12 protein-coding genes and 1 tRNA gene are annotated in these 22,130 nt (G+C 68.6%); 5 read left to right on the top strand and 8 right to left on the bottom strand.

All coding sequences use genetic code 11. The features are described 5' to 3' along the window. The first annotated feature begins 2 nt into the window (after positions 1-2). Positions 3-2,339 carry a tetratricopeptide repeat protein gene (locus ACFY12_RS24660; protein WP_390718055.1) on the top strand — a complete coding sequence of 779 codons (2,337 nt, stop codon included), beginning with the start codon at positions 3-5 and terminating at the stop codon, positions 2,337-2,339. A 31-nt stretch (positions 2,340-2,370) separates the two neighbouring features. Next, positions 2,371-2,574 carry a DUF397 domain-containing protein gene (locus tag ACFY12_RS24655; RefSeq protein ID WP_390718054.1) on the top strand — a complete coding sequence of 68 codons (204 nt, stop codon included), beginning with the start codon at positions 2,371-2,373 and terminating at the stop codon, positions 2,572-2,574. A gap of 154 nt (positions 2,575-2,728) precedes the next feature. Here the strand turns inward: ACFY12_RS24655 and ACFY12_RS24650 are convergent, their stop codons facing one another. Continuing rightward, the gene (locus ACFY12_RS24650) at positions 2,729-5,143 is read right to left on the bottom strand and encodes an ATP-dependent RecD-like DNA helicase (protein ID WP_390718053.1); all 2,415 of its coding nucleotides are present in this window, start codon (positions 5,141-5,143) and stop codon (positions 2,729-2,731) included. A 171-nt stretch (positions 5,144-5,314) separates the two neighbouring features. On the opposite strand from ACFY12_RS24650, the gene ACFY12_RS24645 reads away from it, so the two are divergent. After that, complete coding sequence (locus ACFY12_RS24645; protein WP_390718052.1) at positions 5,315-6,754, top strand: competence protein CoiA family protein; 1,440 nt, start codon at positions 5,315-5,317, stop codon at positions 6,752-6,754. 812 nt (positions 6,755-7,566) lie between these two features. Further along, complete coding sequence (locus ACFY12_RS24640) at positions 7,567-9,282, top strand: hypothetical protein (protein ID WP_390718051.1); 1,716 nt, start codon at positions 7,567-7,569, stop codon at positions 9,280-9,282. Here the strand turns inward: ACFY12_RS24640 and ACFY12_RS24635 are convergent, their stop codons facing one another. Further along, the gene (locus ACFY12_RS24635) at positions 9,283-10,359 is read right to left on the bottom strand and encodes a DUF6083 domain-containing protein (protein WP_390718050.1); all 1,077 of its coding nucleotides are present in this window, start codon (positions 10,357-10,359) and stop codon (positions 9,283-9,285) included. A 675-nt stretch (positions 10,360-11,034) separates the two neighbouring features. Between ACFY12_RS24635 and ACFY12_RS24630 the strand changes: the two genes are divergently transcribed. Continuing rightward, entirely contained in the window at positions 11,035-12,555 is a 1,521-nt protein-coding gene (locus tag ACFY12_RS24630; RefSeq protein WP_390718219.1) for a UvrD-helicase domain-containing protein, read from the top strand. Between the two features lie 91 nt (positions 12,556-12,646). Here the strand turns inward: ACFY12_RS24630 and ACFY12_RS24625 are convergent, their stop codons facing one another. The 6 genes from ACFY12_RS24625 to tmk all read right to left on the bottom strand — a co-directional run bounded on the left by ACFY12_RS24625 (position 12,647) and on the right by tmk (position 22,112). Continuing rightward, positions 12,647-13,255, bottom strand: a complete 609-nt coding sequence (locus ACFY12_RS24625; protein ID WP_390718049.1) for a hypothetical protein — start codon at positions 13,253-13,255, stop codon at positions 12,647-12,649. A 708-nt stretch (positions 13,256-13,963) separates the two neighbouring features. Then, positions 13,964-14,584: a hypothetical protein gene (locus ACFY12_RS24620; RefSeq protein ID WP_390718048.1), complete on the bottom strand. Its 621-nt coding sequence runs from the start codon at positions 14,582-14,584 to the stop codon at positions 13,964-13,966. Between the two features lie 267 nt (positions 14,585-14,851). Then, positions 14,852-14,925 (bottom strand) — tRNA-Thr (locus ACFY12_RS24615). Positions 14,926-15,028: 103 nt separating this feature from the next. Next, on the bottom strand, positions 15,029-16,621 hold the full coding sequence (locus tag ACFY12_RS24610) for an alpha/beta hydrolase (RefSeq protein ID WP_390718047.1): 1,593 nt from the start codon (positions 16,619-16,621) through the stop codon (positions 15,029-15,031). A 313-nt stretch (positions 16,622-16,934) separates the two neighbouring features. Continuing rightward, positions 16,935-18,257, bottom strand: a complete 1,323-nt coding sequence (locus tag ACFY12_RS24605; protein WP_390718046.1) for a DNA polymerase III subunit delta' — start codon at positions 18,255-18,257, stop codon at positions 16,935-16,937. Between the two features lie 342 nt (positions 18,258-18,599). Continuing rightward, positions 18,600-22,112, bottom strand: coding sequence for a dTMP kinase (gene tmk / locus ACFY12_RS24600; RefSeq protein ID WP_390718045.1), 3,513 nt, complete (start codon positions 22,110-22,112; stop codon positions 18,600-18,602). Positions 22,113-22,130: the final 18 nt, after the last annotated feature.

Raw genomic sequence — 22,130 nt, 5'->3', positions numbered from 1 at the left:
GCGTGGAACCGAACTCGCCCGAGGCGCCGGTGCCGCGCACCGCCGTGAGCGATCACGGCCGGCTGTTCCGCGCCGAGCGTGACCAGCACATCACTGAGTACCACACCCACATCGCCGCGAGCCTCGGCGCCCTGGGGGATCAGCAATGGGCGGGGCCGGACTCGGTACGCGTGCCTCTAGCCGCCCGGATGCACTCGCCGATCCGGGACCGGCGAGACCTCCGACGCGCGCTCCTGGCCGCAACGCTGGGCAGCGAGCCGGAGCCGCAACGGATCCACATCGTGCACGGCATGCCGGGCTGCGGGAAGACCGCGGTGGCACTAACCGTGTTCGACGAGGCGGTGGGCGGCCATGACATCACCGGGCTGTGGGTCAACGCCTCCAGCACCACCTCGTTCCGCGCGGGAATGCTCGCCGTGGCCTCCGACCGGGGCGCCTCCCAGGACGAGGTCGACGCCGCCCGGGCCGGCCGGCGCCCTGCTGCGGACCTGGTCTGGCACTACCTCGACCGCTCGGCCGAACGCTGGCTCCTCGTTCTCGACAACGCCGACGAACCCGCCATCTTCCAGGAGCCCGGGTGGCTGCGCTCCAGCCCACGCGGGACCGTACTCGTCACCACCCGGCACGGCACCGCTCCGCTGTGGCACGGTGCCGCATCGCACCCCCTCGGCGTGCTGGACGTGTCGGACGCTGTGGAGGTGCTGCTGGACTTCCAGGTCGGCGACACGGACCTGGCCGCGCTGGGGCAGCTGGCCCACAGCCTGGGATGCCACCCGCTCGCCCTGATGCTGGCCGGCACCTACCTGGGCCAGCAGGTCCTGGAACCGGTGACCGTACACGACTACCTCCACCGCCTGCGGCACGATCCGGGCACCGTCCTGGACCTGGGCGCCGAGCCCGGCGAACGCGATCTGCGCCGCTTGATCAGCAGCACCTGGCAGCTGTCGCTGGACGCCCTGCACCGGCAGGGTCTCCCCGAAACGACCACGGTGCTGCGGCTGCTCTCGTGCTACGCACCCGACCCCCTGCCGGTCGGTCTGCTCGCCCCACCCCGCCTGGACGCCACCGCCCTCGCGCAAGCGGATCCGGCTCTGACCGGCGACCGGGCCAATGCCGCCGTCATGGGGCTGAAGTCCCAGTCACTCATCTCCCTCCAGGAGGTCCCCGGAGATTCAGGCCGACCCACCGTGCGTACGGTGCAGGCTCATGCCCTGCTCCTCGACACCGTCGCCGCCCGGATCCCGCTCGATCAACGCGACCTCGTGCTCACCGCCGCGGCCGAACTCCTCTCGCAGCTCCTGGCCACGAGCGACGGCCAGTACATCGACAGCCAGAGCCTGCGCCTGTTCGCTCCGCACGCGACGGCACTGCTGCGGCGCTCCACCAGCGCGAGCAGCCGGGCATTGGCGCCCGCGCTGACCGTCGTCCGCGGGCTGCGCCTCCAGAGCTACGCCCGCGGCGACTACGCCACCGCCCATTCTCTGGGCGAAGCGGCTACCGCCGCCACACGGGACGACGCGACGCCCGACGCGCTGACCGACCGCCACGAACTGGCCCGCGCTCTCACGGGAGTTGGCCGGTTCACCGAGGCAGCCGATCTCCACCAGGAAACCCTGGACGCCCGGCAAACCCTCCTCGGCGCCGACCATCCCGACACCCTGGCCAGCGCCCACGCCCTCGGCCTCGCGCTGTACGGACTCGGCAGATTCGCCGAGGACGAGCAGCACATGCGGCATGCGGCAGACGGACGCCACCGAGTCCTGGGGCCGGAGCACCCCGACACCCTGGAGAGCCGGGCCTGCCTCTCGGACGCCATCGGCGAACAGGAGCGCTGGGCGGAGGCCGAAGACCTCGCCCGGCCCAACCTCGCACTCAGCGAACGCGCCCTGGGCGCCGAGCATCCACACACCCTGCAGAGCAGGATCTCCCTGGCCTGGGTGCTCTCCAGAAGCGACCAGCTGGACGAGGCCGAAACCCTCGCCCGGGCCACCGTCAGCGGCAGTAAACACGTCCTGGGTCCAGAACACCCACGAACCCTCAACGCCCAGGACCTCCTGGCCGGCATCCTGCTCCGCCAGGGCAACTGGCACGAGGCGGAGGACGTCGCCAGGAGCGTGGCGGAAGTCCGCGAACGCATCTTCGGGCCGGAACACCCCCACACCCTGGCCATCCAGACCCGCCTCGCCCGCATCCTCGTCGGCGCCGGGCACCGTCAGCAGGCGCGGGATCTGGTGACACACACCCTCACGGTCAGCACACGCGTACTGGGTCCCAAGCATCCCGGCACGCTCAACTGCCGTGAGGTGTATGAATTAGCCACCACCGAAGAGCACACATGAACGATTCCGCCCCCGGTGAGGACACGCAGCCTTGAACGAAACGATCGTCCGCGTCTGGCGCAAGAGCAGCTATAGCGGCAACGAGAACGCCTGCCTGGAAATGCTTACCCCCCCCCCACCGGGCCAGGCTCCTGTCCGCGACTCCAAAGACCCTGACGACTCAGTGATCGTTTTCAGAGCGGAAGCATGGCTGGACTTCATAGCCGCAGTCCGGCGAGGAGAGTTTCCGATGTAGGCACCAGGCCGCTCAGCCTGGGTCTGCAAGTTGCGGACCGATCGTGGCGTGCGGTGCGGGTGGGCGGAATGCGCCACTTATCTGACGGCGGAGCACCAAGGAAGTTCTTCGATCTTCAATGCTCGGGCTATTCCGAGGGCTTCATCGATGGCGTTCAGTCCCAGGCGAGCTGGCCGGTGGCCGTATTCCGACGTGGTACCGGCACGGTCGGCTGAGCGACCGTGATGCGATGGGTCAAGGCGGTGTTGCGCCGGAGAGTGCGATTGTTGGCGATCGCTCGCTCGACTGCCTCGGCATGCCCGATGAGCAAGACTCCTTGGCGAGCGCGAGTGACAGCGGTGTACAGCAGATTTCGCTGGAGGAGCAGATCGCCGGTCTCTCTGATGACCGGGACGATCACGTACGGATACTCGCTGCCTTGTGAGCGATGAACAGTCAGTGCGTAAGCGTGAATGAGCTCGTCAAGTTCCGCGAACGGGTAGATGACCTGTTCTGAATCGTGGAACGTGACGGTAAGCCGATGGGCCTCCAGGTCGATGGCGGTGACGGTGCCACTGCTGCCGTTGAAGATGCCGTTCTCACCGCGTTGGGGTTTGTTGCGGATCTGCTGAACATGGTCGCCGAGACGAAAGATGATTCCGTCGTGGTAGTGCTGGGGCTTATCGTCAGCGGGCGGGTTGAGCCGGAGTTGTAGGCGCAAGTTGAGGTCAGTCATGCCGGCGATGTTCTTCTTGCCTGGGCACAAGACCTGGATGTCGGTGGGGAGCACGCGGAAGTGGCGAGGCATGATGTCGGCGACCAAGTCGACTACACGTTGGGCTACTTCATCTGGGTTGGGGACGTGCCTGTTCCAGAAGGCATTCCGGTCCTCCTCGGGTAGATCGCCGCGGAGAATGCGGTGGGCGTTTCTTACGATCGCGGCGCTGTCATCGTGCTGGCGGAAGACTCGGGTCAACCGTGTGCGGGGGATGTCGACCACGTCGAGTAGGTCGCGCAGGACTCGCCCGGGGCCAACGCTGGGCAGCTGGTTTACATCGCCGACCAGTAGCAGGTGGCAGCCGTCGCGAATAACGGCGGTGAGCTTACGGGCGAGGTTGACATCCAGCATGGAGGCTTCATCGATCACGATGAGATCGGCTGAGTCGAGCGGGCTGGAGTGGTCGAAGAGCGTTTCGCCATCCGCGGGCCGGATGAGGCGGTGCACGGTCATCGCATCCCGACCGGTGGTTTCTTCCAGCCGCTTTGCAGCCTTTCCAGTGGGAGCCGCGAGCACAACGCACGCCCGGGCTTCGTCGGCAATCTCGACAAGGGTGCGCAGGGCGTGGGTCTTTCCGCAGCCAGGGCCACCAGTAAGGATGGAAATGGGGCTTGTCAGAGCAGTGAGGATCGCTTGGTGTTGTTCCTCGGTCAGCCCGGCCGTCTCGGTGGTGGTCAATCCAGCGAGACGCTCGGCCCAAGGGGCGACTTCGGCCAGGAGGGACCTGGCGTTGACCAAGCGCCTTACGTGATGGGCGAGCTGGGTCTCGTCGCGGTGCAGGCGTGGGAGTACAGCGATCTCGGTGTCCACCAGAGTGCCGCTGCCGTCCCTGGCAGGCAGCGGCAGAGTTTCAATGATCAACTCGCCCTGGTCGCGTAGAACTTTCAGGGCATGGCGCAACACCACGTTGTCCAGGAGCTCGGCGGTCGCCGGGTCGTCGTCCTTCAGCAGCATGCGGGTCCGGGACAGCAGAACCCGTACGGGCAAGTGGCAGTGTCCTGCCTGGCCGGCAGCGAGGTCGAGTTCGTGCGTGAGCGCGGCCTGCAGACGTTCATCGCTGTGTTTCGGGACACCCACGGCAAGGGCGATCTTGTCGGCTTTGTCGAAGCCGATGCCGCGCACATCGCGGCAGAGCCGATAGGGGGTGTGCCGGACGATGTGCATGGGGTCGTCGTCGGTATCGGCGTATGCGGTGTAGATCTTCACCGCGAGTGCAGGAGTGATGCTCAGGCCCTGCAGGAACACCATAATCTCGGCGATGGACTTTTGTTCCTGCCACGCTCCGCTGATCCGTGCCAGCCGAATATCGCCGATGTTGTGGACTTCCAGCAAGCGCTCCACTTCGGTGTCAATGATCTTTAGGGTCTGGTCGCCGAACCGGTCCACGATCGCTCCAGCGAGTACCGGCCCGATGCCCCGGATCATGCCCGACGCGAGATACATCCGGATGGCCCGTTCGTCGGCGGGCATCGTGCGATCACAGCGCTCGGCCATGAATTGACGGCCATAGCGGAGATGATCAGCCCATCTGCCGCTCACGCGCACGCTTTCCCCTGGCCGCACTCCGAAGAGCGCCTTTCCGATCACAGTGATGCCAGGGTCGTCGTTCGCCGTACTGGTCAACCGCAGCACCGTGCGCTCGTCGTAGCTGACGTGCAATAGGTGCTCGACTACCCCCTCGACTACATCGGGGAGGCTCGAGTCCGGTTCATCAGACACAGGTTTTACCTCCGGATGTGCGAGCGACGAGTCTTGCGGAAGGCTGTTCTTTTCAGGATGGAGCAGCGCCGGGAGCTTGATGCCAGATGTCACCTGACCTGGCGAATGTTCTCAGCTGAACGAGCGGTTACAGCACCGAGGCAGCACATCTGCGCTGGATCGCCTGCCCGGCCAGGCATCTGGCCACCACCGCCATCGCGAGATCGATTGTCAGTGCCCGCTGCTAATTCCGTAGGCATCCAAACACGGTGAGCAATTACCTGGATGAACCTGCGAAGGAGCAGTTCCATGGCATTCACTGCCACGCACCCAGAACTCGGGCGGATCGACGCCACGATGCTTGACCTCGGCTGTGGATTGGACTGGGGCCGGGTGCACCGCGTTCGGCCGCGCGTCCTGCTGACGTGTCCCGAGTGCGGCCACGGGGTCCACGCCAAGCTGTCGCCGCGCCGAATGCGGTACTTCGCCCATGATCCTGGTCGCCCCTCCGAATGCGAGCTGTCTAACGAGTCGCTGGAACACCATCTGCTCAAGCTGGAACTGGCGACCGTGGTCCGGGAGGCCGGCTGGCACGCCGACCTCGAAGTGCGTGCCGAAGACGGCGCGTGGCGTGCTGACGTGCTCGCGTCTTCACCGGACGGAGCGCGTCGTATGGCCTGGGAGGCACAGCTGTCAGCCATCACCCATGACGAGGTGCGAGAACGAACGGCGCGCTACGCGGCAGAGGAGATCGCGGTCTGCTGGGTGTCGCCCCGGGACTGGGTGCCGTGGATTGACGCCGTGCCGGCGATCCGGGCGGCTCCGCGCGACGGTTCCCACGGATGGAGCGTCGTTGAGGGGCTGGCACGTTTCGACTACCAGGAGGGGCTGTGGATCAGCACGCCCGCCCGGCTGACTGTGTTTGTGCGGTGGGCGCTGGAGAAGCAGGTCTCCCCCTGCCACGTCCTGAAACGCTACCGCCGGATCTACTTTCCCAAGGAGCAAGGGCTGGCCCGGCGCTGGAGCGTGTGGACAAGCGCGAAGTCGGCCGCCTCGCAGGAGCGTCACGAGCAGATGCGGCAGCGCCAGGAGGCTTGGCGAAGGGAGCAGGAGGCTCGCGAAAAGGAGCGCGCCGAGGAAGCCGAACGGCGCCGGCGCGAGCGGGAGGAAGCCGAACGACAGGAGCGGGAGCGCCGACAGCAGCAGGAGCGGGAGGAAGCGGACCGGCGCTGGAGGGAGCAGATGCGCATCTGGGAGATGGAACGGGCGAAGCTCACGGCGCAGCAAGAGGCGGAACGCCTTGCCCGAGAAGAGGAGGCTCGGCTCGCCGAGCAGCGCCGGCTGGAACGCGAGCACCGTGAGCGGCAAACCGCCGCGCGCTGGTGGGCGGAGCTATCGGAAGCCCAGGTCCAGGAGCTGATCGATGCTGTAACGGCACTTTCCTGGAAAGAAAACGGCGCCCGAGCGGAGATCCGGTCTCCGCTGGGCGGCGTGGCGGAGTTCGCGTACGGACTGGCCATGCACAGGGTCGGCAGAATCAGCCAGGTGTACGGGATCGTCCGGCCGTGCCCCGAGCTACTGTGCCGGGCACCCCAGCTCCTGACCATGCGCATCTTCCTACGCAACGCCCGGGAGGCCGCCCTCCTGACGAGCCTCGGCGTGCTGGATGCGGACCGGATCCACCACTTCGACCTGCCCGACCACGAGCAGATGTGGTTGTGCTGACGCTGGTCGGCAGGGCTGACCATGGGGGGAAAGTGCCCCCAGCCCAGCTCCTCGTGTGTTCGGCTGAGGCCCCTCACGACTGCGCCGCCCCCGAGCGGCAGCAGCCCTGCTCGGGCCGCCAGGTGCAGAGCACGGCGGCCACTGCCTGTCCCTCGTCTCGGTGAACAACTCGACGGCCGGCTTCTCCGATGGCGCTGTGCATTCGGGAACATCAACGGAATCAGTCACCCGTACGGCGTACTCGGAGCGACGTACTCTCCCGATCGGTGTGGCCGCCTCCAATCAGGCTGCGACCAACTTGGCCCTGGCCCACCAGGGTGCACGACAGCACGCGGTACGACTCAGCGAGGCACGTTATGGGCAAACGCGAAAGGCGCCGGCGACGCGAACGTGAACGACAGCAAGCCGCTGGCGGGAGCATTGCGGCCGACCTCGTTACGGTGCAGCCCTCGGAGGAGGACCCACACCTGAAGGTGATCATCACCGCCGATGTCTCCTCCGAGGTGCGCTCGATGTGCCTGGCCTACTGGGCACTGGCCCCGGACGGGGCCTGGAAGCACGCGGTACCAGACCCATCGACCACAGCAACGGTCTCAGCCAGCTCCCATGCCGTGGCGTTGCGGTTGGCGTGCTCCCAGTGCGGGCATCCCGTGTCCGTTCGTACCCGAGGTCAACTGGCCCGGCTCCAGTCCCCCGGGCGCCGCTGCGCTTCCTGTACTTCCTCGGTAGTGCCACGGCCCGCAGACGGCGAAGCCGCAACATCGACCGGACGGAATGACGAGCCTGAGCCCCAGGCCCTGATCCCCCGGCCTGTGATCGAGCCGGTCGCCGAAGCACCTGAGGAACTGGTCGCGCTGGGGCGACGGTACTGGGAGATCGTCGCGCGGGACCCGAACTCAGCCTGGGTCGCCTGGCGTTTCAGAGCGACGAGCTTGGAAATCCATGGCTGGGGCAAGCCCCACGTCGCCGCGGCCGCAGGGGTCCGGGCGATCCTGCCCGACCGGTCCTGCCCACGCTGCGCGGGACCACTGACTCTGACCTCGCGGTGGGCCTATCAGCAGTTGTCCGAAGGCGGCGACCCTGCCTGCGTGGACTGCACCCCGCGCATACAGGACGCACTCCGCCGCCTGCACGCCCCCGAACACGTTGCCGAACGTACGGCCTTGCAGGAGCAGGCGCAGCGCGCACGAAGCGAGCAGGACATCAAGCGCCAGTGGTCAGCACAGCAACGGGAGGCCATCCGGGATGGCTATCCGGTGCGCCACCTTAAGGAAGCGCCGATCCCACATGCGGCTGTCCGCACCGAACTTACTGCGCTAGCGCTGCTGCGCTACGCCGCGAGCGCGAACCCGCTGGGCCCGGTCGACCAATGGGAGGCCCTGCTTCTTCCGGAGCCGCAGCTGGTGGCGGGCGCGGTAGCCGAGACCGTCCGGGCTGGGCTGTTGGCCGTCCACCCCGACAGCGTCACCAGCGCCTTCATCTGGGAGGAACCCCAGACCGCCGAGGAGGCTCTCGCAAAAGCCGGCGGTGACCTGGACGCGGTTGGGCAGCCTGAGCTGTCGGACCGCTACTATCCGACACGCGCTGCGCACTACTCGCCTTACGGATCCGGCCTGGGCACGGGCGCGGCTGGCCTGGACGCCCATCTGATCGACCGCCTCAACCCGGCCCGGATGACACTCGAACGGCAGCACGAGCTGATCGACGTGCTGGTAGAACTCATCGCCCGTGAAGCCCTGCGCTACTTCGACTACCAGCTCCAGGTCCGGCACCTGCCCGCCGTGCCAGACACGCACTTCGTCCGGCTTCGCGATGCTACCGAACGCGCCGCAGGGGCACTGTCCCTCGGCGAGATCAACAATCTGGCCTGGCGCGCCGCAGTTCGGGCAGCCGACGCCGCACAGATCCATCCCGGCGCCCCACGGGCGAACATGAGCACCCACGCGGTGAACCGCTTCGAAGCGTACGTGCAGGACGCCATGGGCGGAGGGCTCGACTATCCGCTCAAGCCATACACGAACAGCAATGTCGAACTCAGCGCCGCGACACGGACGCTGTTCTACACCGTGCTGGAAAAGAATCCCGTCACTACCACCCGTGCCGACGCAGAGAGGGACATGCCCCCAGCCGTCCCACCTGCCACCCCGGGCGAAGACACGTCTCCGGACACGGTTCAGCCGCTGCCCTTGGACGCATCGCTGGCATGGCTGCGCCTGCACCCAGAGCACTGGACCCCCGAAGGCTTCATCGAGTACCTCCAGGGGCTGCAGAGTCTGGAAGACGGCCCCGATACCAACACCAGCGCTTCAGTGCTGGCCGAGGCCGCCACGTCCCTGACCGCCGTATGGCGCGATCTGTCCGGGGCCACCGGTGACGCCCACACCGCAGCTCTCGGTGCCGCCTCCGCGGCGCGGCTGATGACTACCCCGGTTATCTACGACCTGGTAGGCGGGAACTGCGGGCAATGGATCCTCGACGGCTTCGTTACGCAGTCCGAGGCGAGAAGAGAATCGGAAGCCGGAAAGTGACTAAGGCAGGGTGCCGTCGGAGGCGGTGGTGCCTTGTTCAGCGACCGTCGGCTCCTCCTCGGTGGAAGGCGCTCGGACGGCTGATGCCCCGACCTGCCACTTTGCGTGGACGGCGCGTCGGCGATTGGCTCGCTTCTCGCATTGCCAGCACAGCCAGCCGTGTTCGACGGCGATGACCGTGCTGTTGTGGCAGTCGTCCGTGGCGCAGCGTTGCCGTTTTGCGCGGCCCAAGGGGAGTTCCCATTCTCGGGCGGACGAGGCCCGGTAGCCTGCGGGTCGGTCGCTGATCAGAAAGTCGCCGTGCCTGTATGGGTCGAAGGTGACCAGTTCCATGGGGGAAGCATCGGGGTAGGACCCGTACTTCCCGTGGTCGTGGCAGCGTTGGCGCAGCCATCGCAGCGCATGCTGGTAATCGATTTTGTCGATACTCCACACCCACGTCCGACCACGGAGCTCGAGGAAGGTCATCTGCCCCGCACGGCCCGGCAAGTGGGGAGCGTCGATCTGTTCCCAATACCCCTCGTCTTCGTCGAGGACCAATCCCTCGCAACGGCCTTCGGCTGTGGCAGCCACACAGGTCAGCTCATCTAGAGGGCCAGGGCAGATACGGAGCAGTCCGCTGCATTTGATGAGATGACGAATACCGCCACGCTCTTCCGCAGTAGCCGGATCAGGCTCTTGCACCTCGGCCTCGCCACGCGGCCCGACCGGCGCAGGCACGAACAACCCCTCGGCGATCGCCTTCTGTATGCCGATGGCCAGGGCGCGCACCAGGGGCTGCATGGCGGGATCGAGGTCGTCGTGTTCGACGGCCGGACAGACCGAGGAGTGCTTTACACGGCAGTGGCCATAATCTCGTGGATTGGCTCCCAGGTAGGCGGTGCCGTTCGACAGGTGCCAGCGGTATCGGGGAGGCACAGCCCTGACGGGGAATTCCCGCGGGATGATCGGGACGCGAGTTCCCTCGAAAGTGTCATGCCACTCGACGGAGTTCCCACACCAAGTGCAGCGCTCGACAGAGTCCTTGACTGGCGTCTTCGACTGGCTGCTGTGCCAGATCCGCATCCGTGAACTCACGGCGACTCCCGGAGAGACAGGGGAGAAGGGCCGGCCGTCACAAACGGCCACTTCGCCCAACACGAAAGGCAGGTCTCCCGTTTTGGGCAGTTCGGGTGATTTACGGTTCCGGATTGGCGTCCCGATAAATTACCCTCTGCACTCAATCGAGTACTCTCAGGGGAGGCGTGGATGAGTGGCGAACCGCCGTCAGAGGAGCGGAAAGCGCAGTCGGCCCCGCCCAACGATGACCAGATGGAGCTGTTTACAGCGCCTGCCGAGGCGCCGCCGATCCCGGTACGTTCCGCCGCGCTCCATCCCCAGGCCGAACTGCGCCGTCTCGTTGCCGAACTGACGCGACGCTCGGGCTTGCCTTACCCAGAGGTAAACAACCGCATCAACCGCGAAATCGGCGTGCGCAGCCGGGCGGGTGCCGACCTGGACGTCATCCAGAAGGCAGTGGCCTTCGCACGAGGCTGGCTGGAGCAACTACGGGCTTCCACCCCGGACGAGCCCGAACGCGCGGCACCGCTGACAGCGCCTGACCTGCAGATCAGCCATCGCGATCGGCCGCCGTCTGCACCTGTCCCGCAGTCCTCCGTCTCCGCGCCAGGCGCGCTTGACAGGTCGGGCTACGACCGAGGTCTCCCGGCGCCCCGCCATCGCCCCTCTCCGACAAGGGAGCAGGAGGCAGCCATCGCCGGATTCCGCTCGGGCCAGAACCTCGCACTGCAGGCCGGTGCTGGCACAGGGAAGACCACTACGCTGGTGATGCTGGCCCAAAGCGACCGCCGACGGGGCCGGTACGTGGCCTACAACACGTCAATTGCAACAGACGCCCGTAGGAAGTTCCCGGCCAACGTCAACTGCCGGACCGCGCATTCTCTGGCCTTCGCGGCTGTCGGCAACCGCTACACCGAACGGCTCAACGCCCCTCGCCAGCCCAGCTGGAAGACAGGCGAGGCTCTAGGTATCGCCGTCAACATGACCGTGCGGATCGGTGACCGCAAGGTGACCAACAAAGCCCTCTCATACACCGTGCTGCGCACCGTGAAGCGGTTCTGCTACTCGGCCGACACCGACTTCCGCCCGCACCACGTCCCCATGCTCCGCGGCCTGGAAGACCAACACTTTCACTTCCAGCTGGCCAACATCGTCCTTCCCTACGCCCGCCGAGCCTGGGAGGACCTGCAGCACCCCGAGGAAGGCGTGGTCCGCTTCGAGCACGACCACTACCTGAAAATGTGGGCCCTGAACAAGCCGAAGATCCACGCCGATTACCTGCTCCTGGACGAAGCCCAGGACACCAACCCGGTGATCGAGGAGGTCTTCACCAACCAGCGCACGCATGCCCAGCTGGTCATGGTCGGCGATTCCGCCCAGGCCATCTACGGCTGGCGGGGAGCACGGGACGTCATGACCGACTTCGACGGCGACCAGCTCTCCCTGTCGCAGTCCTTCCGGTTCGGCCCAGCCCTGGCGGAGGAAGCCAACCGGTGGCTGGCGATCGTAGAAGCACCAATCCGCTTGCAGGGCGCCCCCGACATAGACACCTTCATCGGGCCGGTCGCGGACCCGGACGCGATCCTGTGCCGCACCAACGTCGGCGCCATGATGGAGATCCTCGATCTGCTCAACAACAACCGCCGGGTCGCTCTGGTTGGAGGCGGCGATGCCCTGGCTGCCCTGGCCAACGCCGCGGCTGATCTCAAAGCCGGGCGCCGCACGACCCATCCCGAACTTGTGCTCTTCCAAAACTGGGGCGAGTTGCAGGAGTACGCCACCTACGATCCATCCGGGCAGGACTTGCTGCCCCTCGTCGACGTAATCGACGAGCACGGCGTCGAAGTCATCCTGGACGCCGTGCAACGCCTCAGCCCCGAAAGCCAGGCAGAAGTCACCGTCTCCACCGCCCACAAGGCCAAAGGCCGCGAATGGCCATCCGTACGGATCGCACCGGACTTCGAGCCCGCCCCCAGCGACGAAGTCGACGAAGAAGGCGACCCGCTACCCAAGGAACTCAATCTGGAAGAGGCCCGCTTGGCCTACGTCGCCGTCACACGAGCTCGCCGCCGACTCGACCCAGGCGGTCTCGGCTGGATCAGCGATCACCCCGACGGCAGCCCGGATGACAGCCCCGCACCAAACGCTCCGCTTTCGCCCTGGGACAAGCTCGGGCCCCTCCCGTCGGACGGAGCTGCGCGCTGCGCGCAGTAGCACTCGCGAGCCGGGGCCAGCGCGCGACGGAGGGCCGGCGAAGGCAGCCTCTTCGCCAGGCGAAGCCTCCCAGCAAGCCAGAAATGCCAGTTCAGGTGCCTGATAGGAGATCCTGCGCGGAACTGGCCGAGTCCTTATTGTCTTTCTGGGAGCTACGCATGGCATCCGCAATCGCTGCCGCTGCCTCCGCGGCGATGTCGGCTGGAAGGGATGCTTGGAGACCGGCCTTGACGGCCTGCATGACCCGGTTCAGGGTGTCGCGTCTACCTCGATCGCGAGCTTCGTCGGCGGCGATGCGTGTCTCTTCGCTCAACCCAGCCAACCACGCTGTCTGCGTCGCCTGCCCAAGGCACTCCGCGAGTTTCAGAACGTCGACGATTGCATGCATAAAAGTGGATTCGGCCGGGTGATTATCGTCCGTGACTGGAGTCCACAGCGAGAGCGCACGCTCGACCTCTCGTGTCCCAGGACGCTGGTCAAGTGATGCACCACCACTGAGCAATGCCCGCCATGCCGCGTTGATCAACCCGCAACGAATGGCGGAGGCGACGTGCCCCACCTCGGCGATGTAGTCGAGGAGGTCGGCTCGGGTGGCGCACTCACCACCGACGCGAAGAATCTCTTCGCCGGCCCGCTGGACGGCCCTGTTCTGCTCCATGGCCGATTCACTTCCGGACTGGGCGACGGGGCTCTCGTCCACTGCGGATTCTCCTTGCTGATGCTGGGTGGCCAAGCCGCCAGATAGAAAAACGGGGAAGCAGCAGAAACTTGAACATGTCCCGTCAGACTGGCGCGGTTTGGTCTAAGCCGGGCAGTTGCTGGCGTGCCGCAATAGCGACGCGCTGCGGAAAATCGTCATCCCTACTCTAGGTCCAGCAGCCACCGCAGCCGCAGGATCCGACAGCCGTGCCGTGAGTCTTCCAGCGCTGTTGGTGTCACATGACCGATATCCCGACACGTGCCCATAGCCTGCCGCCATGGCGGATGCAACAGAACGTCCGGAACCTCTCTGGGGTTTCCTGACCGGACAGACCAGCGACCGAGTACGCAGCCTACGGATCTGGTGTGCCTGGTGCTGCGTGTGGCACATCCACGGCGTCCCGGCCGACACTGCGCCAGGAACCACGGGACATCGCAGGGCGCATTGCTACGGGAAGAACTCGCCCCACCAGGCCCCTGGATACACCTTCACCGTGGCCAACGCCCCGTTCGAGGCCGTCGAAGCGACGATCAGACAAGCCACTTACCGACAACAGGTAATCATTAAGCAAGGTCGAAGCACCCCGGCAATCGAACGGCTCCGCTCCCAACCGACACCAACCTGAGGGCAGCGGCTACGTCGGCGCAGCCCCCGTGGCCGACACGAAGGTCACTGCAGTTGCGGTGCCTCCTTCTGGCAACCGTCCGGTCATCCAGCAGCCTGTTCCCTGAGGCCGCGAGCAAGTGCGGCGTGGTGGCGCATTACGGGAGTGGTACCCGCATCCACGTTGTCCTGACCGTGGTCCTCACCGCAGGGGCAGATGCTCCAGCCGTCTTCCTCGATCCGGTCGGCCACTGTGTCCACCAGATCGGCCAGTTCGTCGAGTGCCCCGACCGGGATCTTCGCTGCGCCGTCCGCATGGTGCTTCACGAGGGCGGCGCCGATCTCCGTGGCGAGGTCCAGAAGGTGGGCGGCGGCCGGACCGTCATCGTTGAGGGTGGCGTACTTGCCGGCCTGCGATGCCGCCATGACCAGGTGGCCCAGCGCTTCGACGGGTGCGCTGACCGTACGATCGTCGATCCGCACCGGGCGAACCGCATGCGCGCCCCTCTGATCATCCTCGGAAGTCGCCCGCATGATGACCTCAGCGACAGCTTCTGGGGTTATCAGGTGGATGGCTTCCTCGCGGTCCATGCCCGCTTGCTTGGCCGCGGTCTCGACGAGATGGGTCGCGACACCCTGCACAGCCGTCGGCTCCACCTCGACTCCGTGGGTCAGCAGCACGGCGCTCGCCTGCGCCACGAGGGTCTTGAACGGGAGGGTGTCCATTGGATCTGCCACGTTGCCAGCCTAGAAGCCGTCGTTGGAGCGTTTCCACAAAACCGGTTTGATCGCCAAGGGACCTCGCCGGGCCGTTCGGCGACCCGTAGACGGTTTTTCTCGCGCACCCCTCTGCACAAGCTCTGCGCTCATGCGCTCCCCTTGCGCTCCCCTTGGATTTGGTGGCACGAACCGAAGCGCCGCCACTGGTTAAGGTGGACTCCTCCGGTAAGAGAAAAGCCAGGTCAGAGGGGGTCTGACCTGGCTTTCTCGCTGAGCCGCCTTCGGGATTCGAACCCGAGACCTACGCATTACGAGTGCGTTGCTCTGGCCAACTGAGCTAAGGCGGCGTGGTGCGCGGCCCAGTCTACACACCGTGGAGGGGTGGTTCGTACTCGGCTGAGGGGCTGGTCAGAGGGGGCGGGGGCCGGGGGGAGGCGGATGTGGGGCAGGTCACGTGCAGCGTTTGTTCTTGGGTGGGGCGGTGCCTTCGAGGAGGTAGGTGTTGATCTCGGTGTCGATGCAGTCGCTGCCGCGGCCGTAGGCGGTGTGGCCGTCGCCCTCGTAGGTGAGGAGGGTGGCGTGGGAGAGCTGCTGGGCGAGGGCCTTAGCCCAGGTGTACGGGGTGGCCGGGTCGCGGGTGGTACCGACGACGACGATCGGGGCGGCGCCCTTGGCCTCGATGCGATGGGCCGTGCCGGAGGCCTTGACCGGCCAGTACGCGCAGTTCAGAGCGACCCAGGCGAAGTTTTCGCCGAAGACCGGGGAGGCCTTGCGGAAGCTGGGCAGGGCGGCGCGGACCTCGTCCGGACTGGTGAAGGCGGGTGCGAGGTCGAGGCAGTTGACGGCGGGGTTGGCGTACATCTGGTTGGCGTAGCTGCCGTCCGGTTCGCGCTCGTAGTAGCTGTCGGAGAGGGCGAGCAGCCCGCGGCCGTTGCCGGCCTTGGCCTGGGCGAGGTACTCACGCAGCATGGGCCAGGCACGCTGGTCGTACATCGCGGCGATCACGCCCGTCATGGCGAGGGATTCGGTGAGCTTGCGCTCCTCCCCCGTCGCGACCGGTTGGGCGTCCAGTTTTTTGAAGAAGGCGGAGAGCTGCCGGCCGGCGTCCTCGGCGTTCTTGCGGCCGAGCGGGCAGTTCCGCTGCTTGATGCAGTCCTCGGCGAACGCGGTGAAGGCGGTGTTGAAACCGGCGGTCTGGTCCCGGTTGACCGTGCGGGAGTCGAGGTCCGGGTTCATGGCACCGTCGAGGACCAGGCGGCCGACCCGGGTCGGGAAGAGACCGGCGTAGGTCGCGCCGAGGTAGGTGCCGTAGGAGGCACCTACGTAGGTGAGCTTCTTGTCGCCCAGGGCGGCGCGCAGGACGTCCATGTCACGGGCGGCCTCGATGGTGGAGACATGCGCGAGCAGCTTGCCGGAGCGGGCCTTGCAGCCCTTGGCGAAGTAGCGGAAGGCGGCGGTGAGCTTGTCGACCTCGGCCGGGGTATCCGGGGTCTGGTCGGTCTCGGTGTAGCGGTCCATCTGCTTGTCGGAGAGACATGTGACCGGTGCGCTGCGGGCCACGCCACGTGGGTCCATCGCCACCATGTCGTAGCGGGCGCGGACCGAGGCGGGCTGGGGCGCGTACTGCTGGAGGTAGTCGATCGCCGAACCGCCGGGGCCGCCCGGATTCACCATGAGGGAGCCGAGCCGGCTTCCCGGGCCGGTGGCCTTCTTGCGGGCCACCGCGAGCTTCAGGTCGGTGGCTGCGCTGGGCTCGGCGTAGTCCAGGGGGGCCTTCATCGTGGTGCACTCGAAGCCGGCGACACCGCAGGGACGCCAGCTGAGCTTCTGGTCGTAGTACGGCCGGAGGTCGGCGGGCACGGCGGCCGGAAGCGGCTGGAGGGTGGCGTCTTCGACGGGGCGCTGGACGCCGGCTTCGGTCGTACGGCCCGGGGACGCGTCGGCGTCGGGGGTCGAACTTCCCGAGGAGCAGCCGGAGATCAGCAGAGCGGTGGCCGCGAGGACGGCGGCGGCGGGGGTGCGGAGCAGGCGGCTGGTGGCCATGAGCGGTCCCTTGGTGTCGATCCCTATCGATCCCTGTCGATCCCTGTTCGGTCTCTGTCGAGCTCTGTCGTTCCCTGCGGGGCGTTGTGGTTCGTTGTGGTTCGTTGTGGGGGGCGCTTGCGGTTCTTGTGGGGTCGTTGTGGATTTGCGCGGAGGGTAGTGGGGTTGCGACCTTGAGTGACGGTCTCTGGGTGGGGTGGTGGGCTTCGGGGCGGTTGATGGGTGGGTGAGGCCGGTTGGTGGTGGGGAGTGGGGTGACGGTGGGTGGTGGGGAGTGGGGTGAGGGTGGGTGGTGGTTGTGGGGCGAGGGGGGTCAGGCGGCGCGGAGGGATGCGGTCATGGCCTCCACCGCCAGCAGGGGGGCGACGTTGCGGTCGAGCGCCTCGCGGCAGGCGATCACGGCCTCTATGCGGCGCAGGGTGCGCTCGGGGGTCGAGCCCGCGGCCACGCGCTGGACGCTGTCGCGGACCTCGTCGTTGGCGAGGGGCACCGAGGCGCCCATCTGGAGGGCGAGGACGTCCCGGTAGAAACCGGTGAGGTCGACCAGGGCCAGGTCGAGGCTGTCGCGCTGGGTGCGGGTCGCCCGGCGCTTCTGCTTGTCCTGGAGCTCTTTCATCACTCCCGCCGTGCCACGGGGCAGTCGGCCGCCGGTGCCGGCCGCGGCACCGAGTGCGGCGCGCAGTTCCTCGGTCTCCTTGGCGTCGACCTCCTCGGCGACCTGCTTGGCGTCCTCACCCGCGGCATCGATGAGCTCTTGGGCGGCCTTGAGGCAGCCGCCGATGTCGTCGATGCGGAGCGGGAGTTTGAGGACCGCCGCGCGGCGGGTGCGGGCGCGCTCGTCGGTGGCCAGGCGACGGGCCCGGCCGATGTGGCCCTGGCTGGCGCGGGCGGCGCGGGCCGCGGCCTCCGGCTCGATGCCGTCCCGCCGTACGAGGAGGTCGGCGACCGCGTCCACCGGCGGCGTCCGCAGGCTGAGGTGGCGGCAGCGGGAGCGGATGGTGGGGAGGACGTCCTCGATGGAGGGGGCGCAGAGCAGCCAGACCGTACGGGGGGCTGGCTCCTCCACTGCCTTGAGCAGGACGTTGCCGGCGCCCTCGGTGAGGCGGTCGGCGTCCTCCAGGACGATCACCTGCCAGCGGCCGCCAGCCGGGGAGAGGGAGGAGCGGCGGACCAGGTCGCGGGTCTCCTTGACGCCGATGGAGAGCAGGTCCGTACGGACGATCTCGACGTCGGCGTGGGTGCCGACCATGGTCGTATGGCAGCCGTCGCAGAAGCCGCAGCCGGGCGTACCGCCGAGGGCGCGGTCGGGGCTGACGCACTGGAGGGCGGCGGCGAAGGCGCGGGCCACAGTGGAGCGGCCGGAGCCGGGCGGGCCCGTGAACAGCCAGGCGTGCGTCATCTGGGAGGCGCCGCCGCGGCCGGCCGAAGGGCCCTGTTCCTCCCCCTGCTCCTCTCGCGCCGGGTCCGCACCCGACGCGGGCTCCGCATCCGGCACCGACCCCCGGCCTGGCTGCGCGCCGAGGCGCGCCTTCTGCGCGGCGTGCTCGGCGGTGACCAGGGCGTCCGCATCGCGTGCGGCCGCGGCCAGCTGCGCCGTCACCCGGTCCTGGCCGACCAGGTCGTCCCATACCGCCATCGCTGCCTGCCGTTCCTGTCTGTTCCGTGCTGGTCCTGACTCGCCTGACCCATTGTGGTGCAACCCACTGACAAACGAATCCCGAAGCCGGGGGCCGGGCCACTCGCGGGCGGTCGTCCGGAGGCAGGGGAAGGGGAGCGGAGGAGGCGGTGAGGGGGCGGTGAGGGGGTGGTGGAGCGGGAGGCTGGTGGAAGGCGGAAACGGCTGTGGCCGCAGCGTTTGTGCTGCGGCCACAGCCGGTGTGACGGGGAGGGGAGGGGCCGGAAGCCCTCTCCGGACGGCGCTTCGGCGAGAGCTCCGAACACGACTTCGGCGAGGGCTCCGAATGGGGCGGTCCTTCGGCTAACGGCGGCGTCCGCGGCCGCCACGGCGGCCGTCATCGCCGGTGCCGCTCGTACCCCTGGTACCGCTGCCACCCTCAGTGCCGCCGGTACCGCTCGTACCCCTGGTACCGCTGCCACCCTCAGTGCCGCCGGTACCCCCGGCTCCGCCGTCCGCTTCCTCGTCCGGATGCGGGCCGAGCAGCTCATCGGCGAGCGTCGGCAGATCGTCGAGCGGGGTCTCCTCCGCCCAATCGGGTCGGCGGCGGCCGCGCTGCGGCGGCTGCGGGCTCTCGACGGGCCGGCCGGTCGCCGGGTCGATCTGCGGGAGTTCGCGGGTGCGCTCGATGCCCGAATCGGCGGCGGCAGGTGCCCCGGGCGCTGCGCCGTTCGGGTTCTCCTCGCGGAACATCCACGGCGGCACCCGGTCGGCGGGGTCATCGGCCCGTACGGGCGGCAGCACCGCGGTCTCCTCCGCGTCGGAGCCCCCGGAGGCCCGGCGCGGATCCCGCACCGGAGGCAGCACGGCCGTCTCGTCTGCCGCACCGGATGCGGAGGCCGCTGATACGGAGGCAGCGGACGTCGAGGAACCGGATGCGGAGGCCCCGGATACGGAGGGCGAGCCGGATGAGGGCGAGCCGGATGACGCGTCGTCACGTACGCCGCCGGCGTCCGCACCATCGCCCTCCGCGCCACCGTTCCCCACGCCGTCGGTCTCCGCGCCACCGTTCTCCACGCCGTCGGTCTCCGCGCCACCGCCCTCCGCATAGCGCTTCCGCAGATCCGCCACCGGCGTCTCGGCCGTCGGCGCCTCAGCGGCCTCAGCCGCCTTCGCCGCCTCGGCCTCCGCCCTGGCCTCCGCGGCGGCCGCCGCCTCGGCTGCCGCCACCCGTGCCTGTTCGGCGCGCAGCAGGGCCTCCTCCGCCTTGCGCTGCTTCTCCAGCCGGCGCTCCTCGGCCTCCTTGCGCAGCCGGGCCTGCTCCTCGTGCTCCTTGCGCAGCCGCTCCCGCTCGGCCTGGCGGGCCCGTTCCTCGGCCTCGCGGCGCTGCCGCTCCGCCTCCGCCGCCTGCCGGGCCTCCTCGGCACGCTGCCGGGCTTCGGCCGCCTGACGGGCCGCCTCCAGCGCCTTGGCCTGCTCGGCCTCCTGCCTCTTGCGCTCCTCTTCCTCGGCGCGGAGTTTGGCGAGCTGCGCCTCGCGCTCGCGCTCCAGGCGCTCCTCCTCGGCCTTGCGCGCGGCCTCCTCCTCGGCCCGGCGGCGGGCCTCTTCCTCGGCCGCCTTACGGGCCTCGGCCTGCGCCTCGAGCTCGGCCTCGGACAGCGGCAGCACCTGGTCGAGGCGGTGGCGTACGACGGTGGTGACGGACTCCGGCTCCTGGCCGGCGTCGATGACGAGGTAGCGCGCCGGGTCGGCGGCGGCCAGGGTCAGGAACCCGGCCCGTACCCGCTGGTGGAATTCGGCGGGCTCGGACTCCATCCGGTCGGGGGCCTCGGTGAAGCGCTCGCGGGCGGTCTCCGGGGAGATGTCGAGCAGCACGGTCAGATGCGGGACCAGGCCACCCGTTGCCCAGCGGTTGATCCGGGCGATCTCCGTGGGCGCGAGGTCGCGGCCGGCGCCCTGGTAGGCGACGGAAGAGTCGATGTAGCGGTCGGTGATGACGACCGCGCCGCGCTCCAGGGCGGGCCGGATGACGCTGTTGACGTGCTCGGCGCGGTCGGCGGCGAACATCAGCGCCTCGGCACGGTCCGAGAGCCCGGTCGTCGCGACGTCCAGGATGATCGAGCGCAGCCGCTTGCCGATGGCGGTGGCGCCCGGCTCGCGGGTCACCACGACCTCGTGGCCCTTGCCACGGATCCACTCGGCGAGCGCCTCGACCTGGGTGGACTTGCCGGCGCCGTCGCCGCCTTCCAGGGCGATGAAGAAGCCGGTGGGGGCGGGCGCCTGGTCCGGGTCGCCGCCGCCGTGCAGTGCCTCGCGCAGATCGCGCCGCAGCGGTACGCCCGCCCGGTCGTCGAGCTTGCTCAGGACCCAGGCGGCGACCGGCAGCAGCAGGGCGCCGACCAGCATCAGGGTGTAGGACGCGCCCCCGTAGGCGACGGCGAAGGCGCCGTCCCCGAGGTGGTGCGGGCCGATGACGGCGGCCAGCAGCGGCGCGGCGAGGGCGGCCAGCGCGACCGTGAGCCGGACGACGGCGTGCAGATGCTCGGTCGTACGGGCGGTGCGGAACTCCTCGGACTCCTGGTCCAGCAGGACGTGCCCCGTATGGGCGGCGGTGCCGGCGCTCACACCGGCCAGCAGGGCCAGCACCAGGACCGTCGTGGTGTCCGGGACCAGGCCCATGGCCAGCAGCGACACACCGGTCGCGGCCACCGCGAGGGCGAGCAGCCGGCGCCGGGAGAGCGCGGGCAGCACCCGGCGGGCACCGCGGATGCCGACGACGGTGCCGCCGGTCAGCGCGAGCACCAGCAGGGCGAAGGTGGCCGGTCCGCCGGCCAGATCGGAGGCGCGCAGTACGGCGAGGACGACGGCGGCGGCGATCCCGGCAGCGACCGACGCGCAGGCCAGCACCAGCAGCGGAACCGCGCCCGTACGGCCCTTGTCCGTCCCCGCCTGCCCCGCCTGCTGCCCCTGCTCCCCCTGGGTGGCCGGGGCAGCCGGGGCCTTGGGCCGGCGCAGCCCCTCCAGAGGGGAGCGCGGCCGCGGCGTGGCGGTACCGGGGAACTCGATGAAGTAGAGGATCGATACGGACGCGGCGAACAGACCGGCGGCCACATAGGAGCCGAGGGCGGCTTCGTGGCGGACGAACCACTCGACGCCGGTGCCCAGCAGCTTGCTGACGAGCGTGACGACCACCAGGGCGGCGGCCGCCACCGGCAGTGCCACGAAGGTGGTGCGCAGGGAGAGGCGGCGCAGCGCGTCCATGTTGTCGGGCAGCGGCCTCACGGCGGCGCCCTCGGGAGGAGGCGTGGGCAGCAGTGCGGGCGCGGCGCTGTCCCGGCAGACGGTCCAGAAGCGCTCGGCGACGCCGGTGACGAAGACCGTGACCAGCACCCAGGCCAGCGCGCTGCCCGGTGTCCAGTCGATCCAGAGGGGGGCGACGACCAGCAGCGCGAGCCGCAGCCCGTCGGCGCCCATCATCGTCCAGCGCCGGTCCAGCGGACCGGAGGACACGGCTCCGCCCGCGCGCCGAACGGCGGGAGAGATCAGCGCGGACACCGGGCCCAGCAGAACCGCCCCGAAGAGCAGCGTCGCCAGCATCCGGGCCGCGAAGACCGCGGTGACCGCGAAGGCGGCGCCCTGGTAGCCACCGCCGAGGACGGCCTCGGCCCCCGGCGGTACGTACAGCGCCGCCTGGAGGGCGAGCAGTACCAGGACGAGCATGGACAGGGCATCGCCGATGGCCCCGACACCGTGGGCGCTCCACAGTCGCTTCAGCGGGGGGAAGCGCAACAGGGCTCGCATCGCGCGCTCGCGGGAATCCGCCGCCAGGGCGCCTGATGTGGGGGTCACGACCGTTGGCTGCTCGGCTCGCGTCATCTCGCCAGCCTATCGGGA

This window comes from Streptomyces sp. NPDC001339 (assembly GCF_042895955.1).
Classification (GTDB): domain Bacteria; phylum Actinomycetota; class Actinomycetes; order Streptomycetales; family Streptomycetaceae; genus Streptomyces.
Note: the sequence above shows the minus strand (reverse complement) of the source record. Positions and strands in the feature narration are given on the sequence as shown.

Excerpts from the sequence above, each read along its gene's own strand:
- ACFY12_RS24645 (WP_390718052.1), top strand. The coding sequence starts at position 5,315 with ATGAACCTGCGAAGGAGCAGTTCCATGGCATTCACTGCCACGCACCCA.
- tmk (WP_390718045.1), bottom strand. The coding sequence starts at position 22,112 with ATGACGCGAGCCGAGCAGCCAACGGTCGTGACCCCCACATCAGGCGCC.
- ACFY12_RS24620 (WP_390718048.1), bottom strand. The coding sequence starts at position 14,584 with ATGGACACCCTCCCGTTCAAGACCCTCGTGGCGCAGGCGAGCGCCGTG.
- ACFY12_RS24605 (WP_390718046.1), bottom strand. The coding sequence starts at position 18,257 with ATGGCGGTATGGGACGACCTGGTCGGCCAGGACCGGGTGACGGCGCAG.
- ACFY12_RS24610 (WP_390718047.1), bottom strand. The coding sequence starts at position 16,621 with ATGGCCACCAGCCGCCTGCTCCGCACCCCCGCCGCCGCCGTCCTCGCG.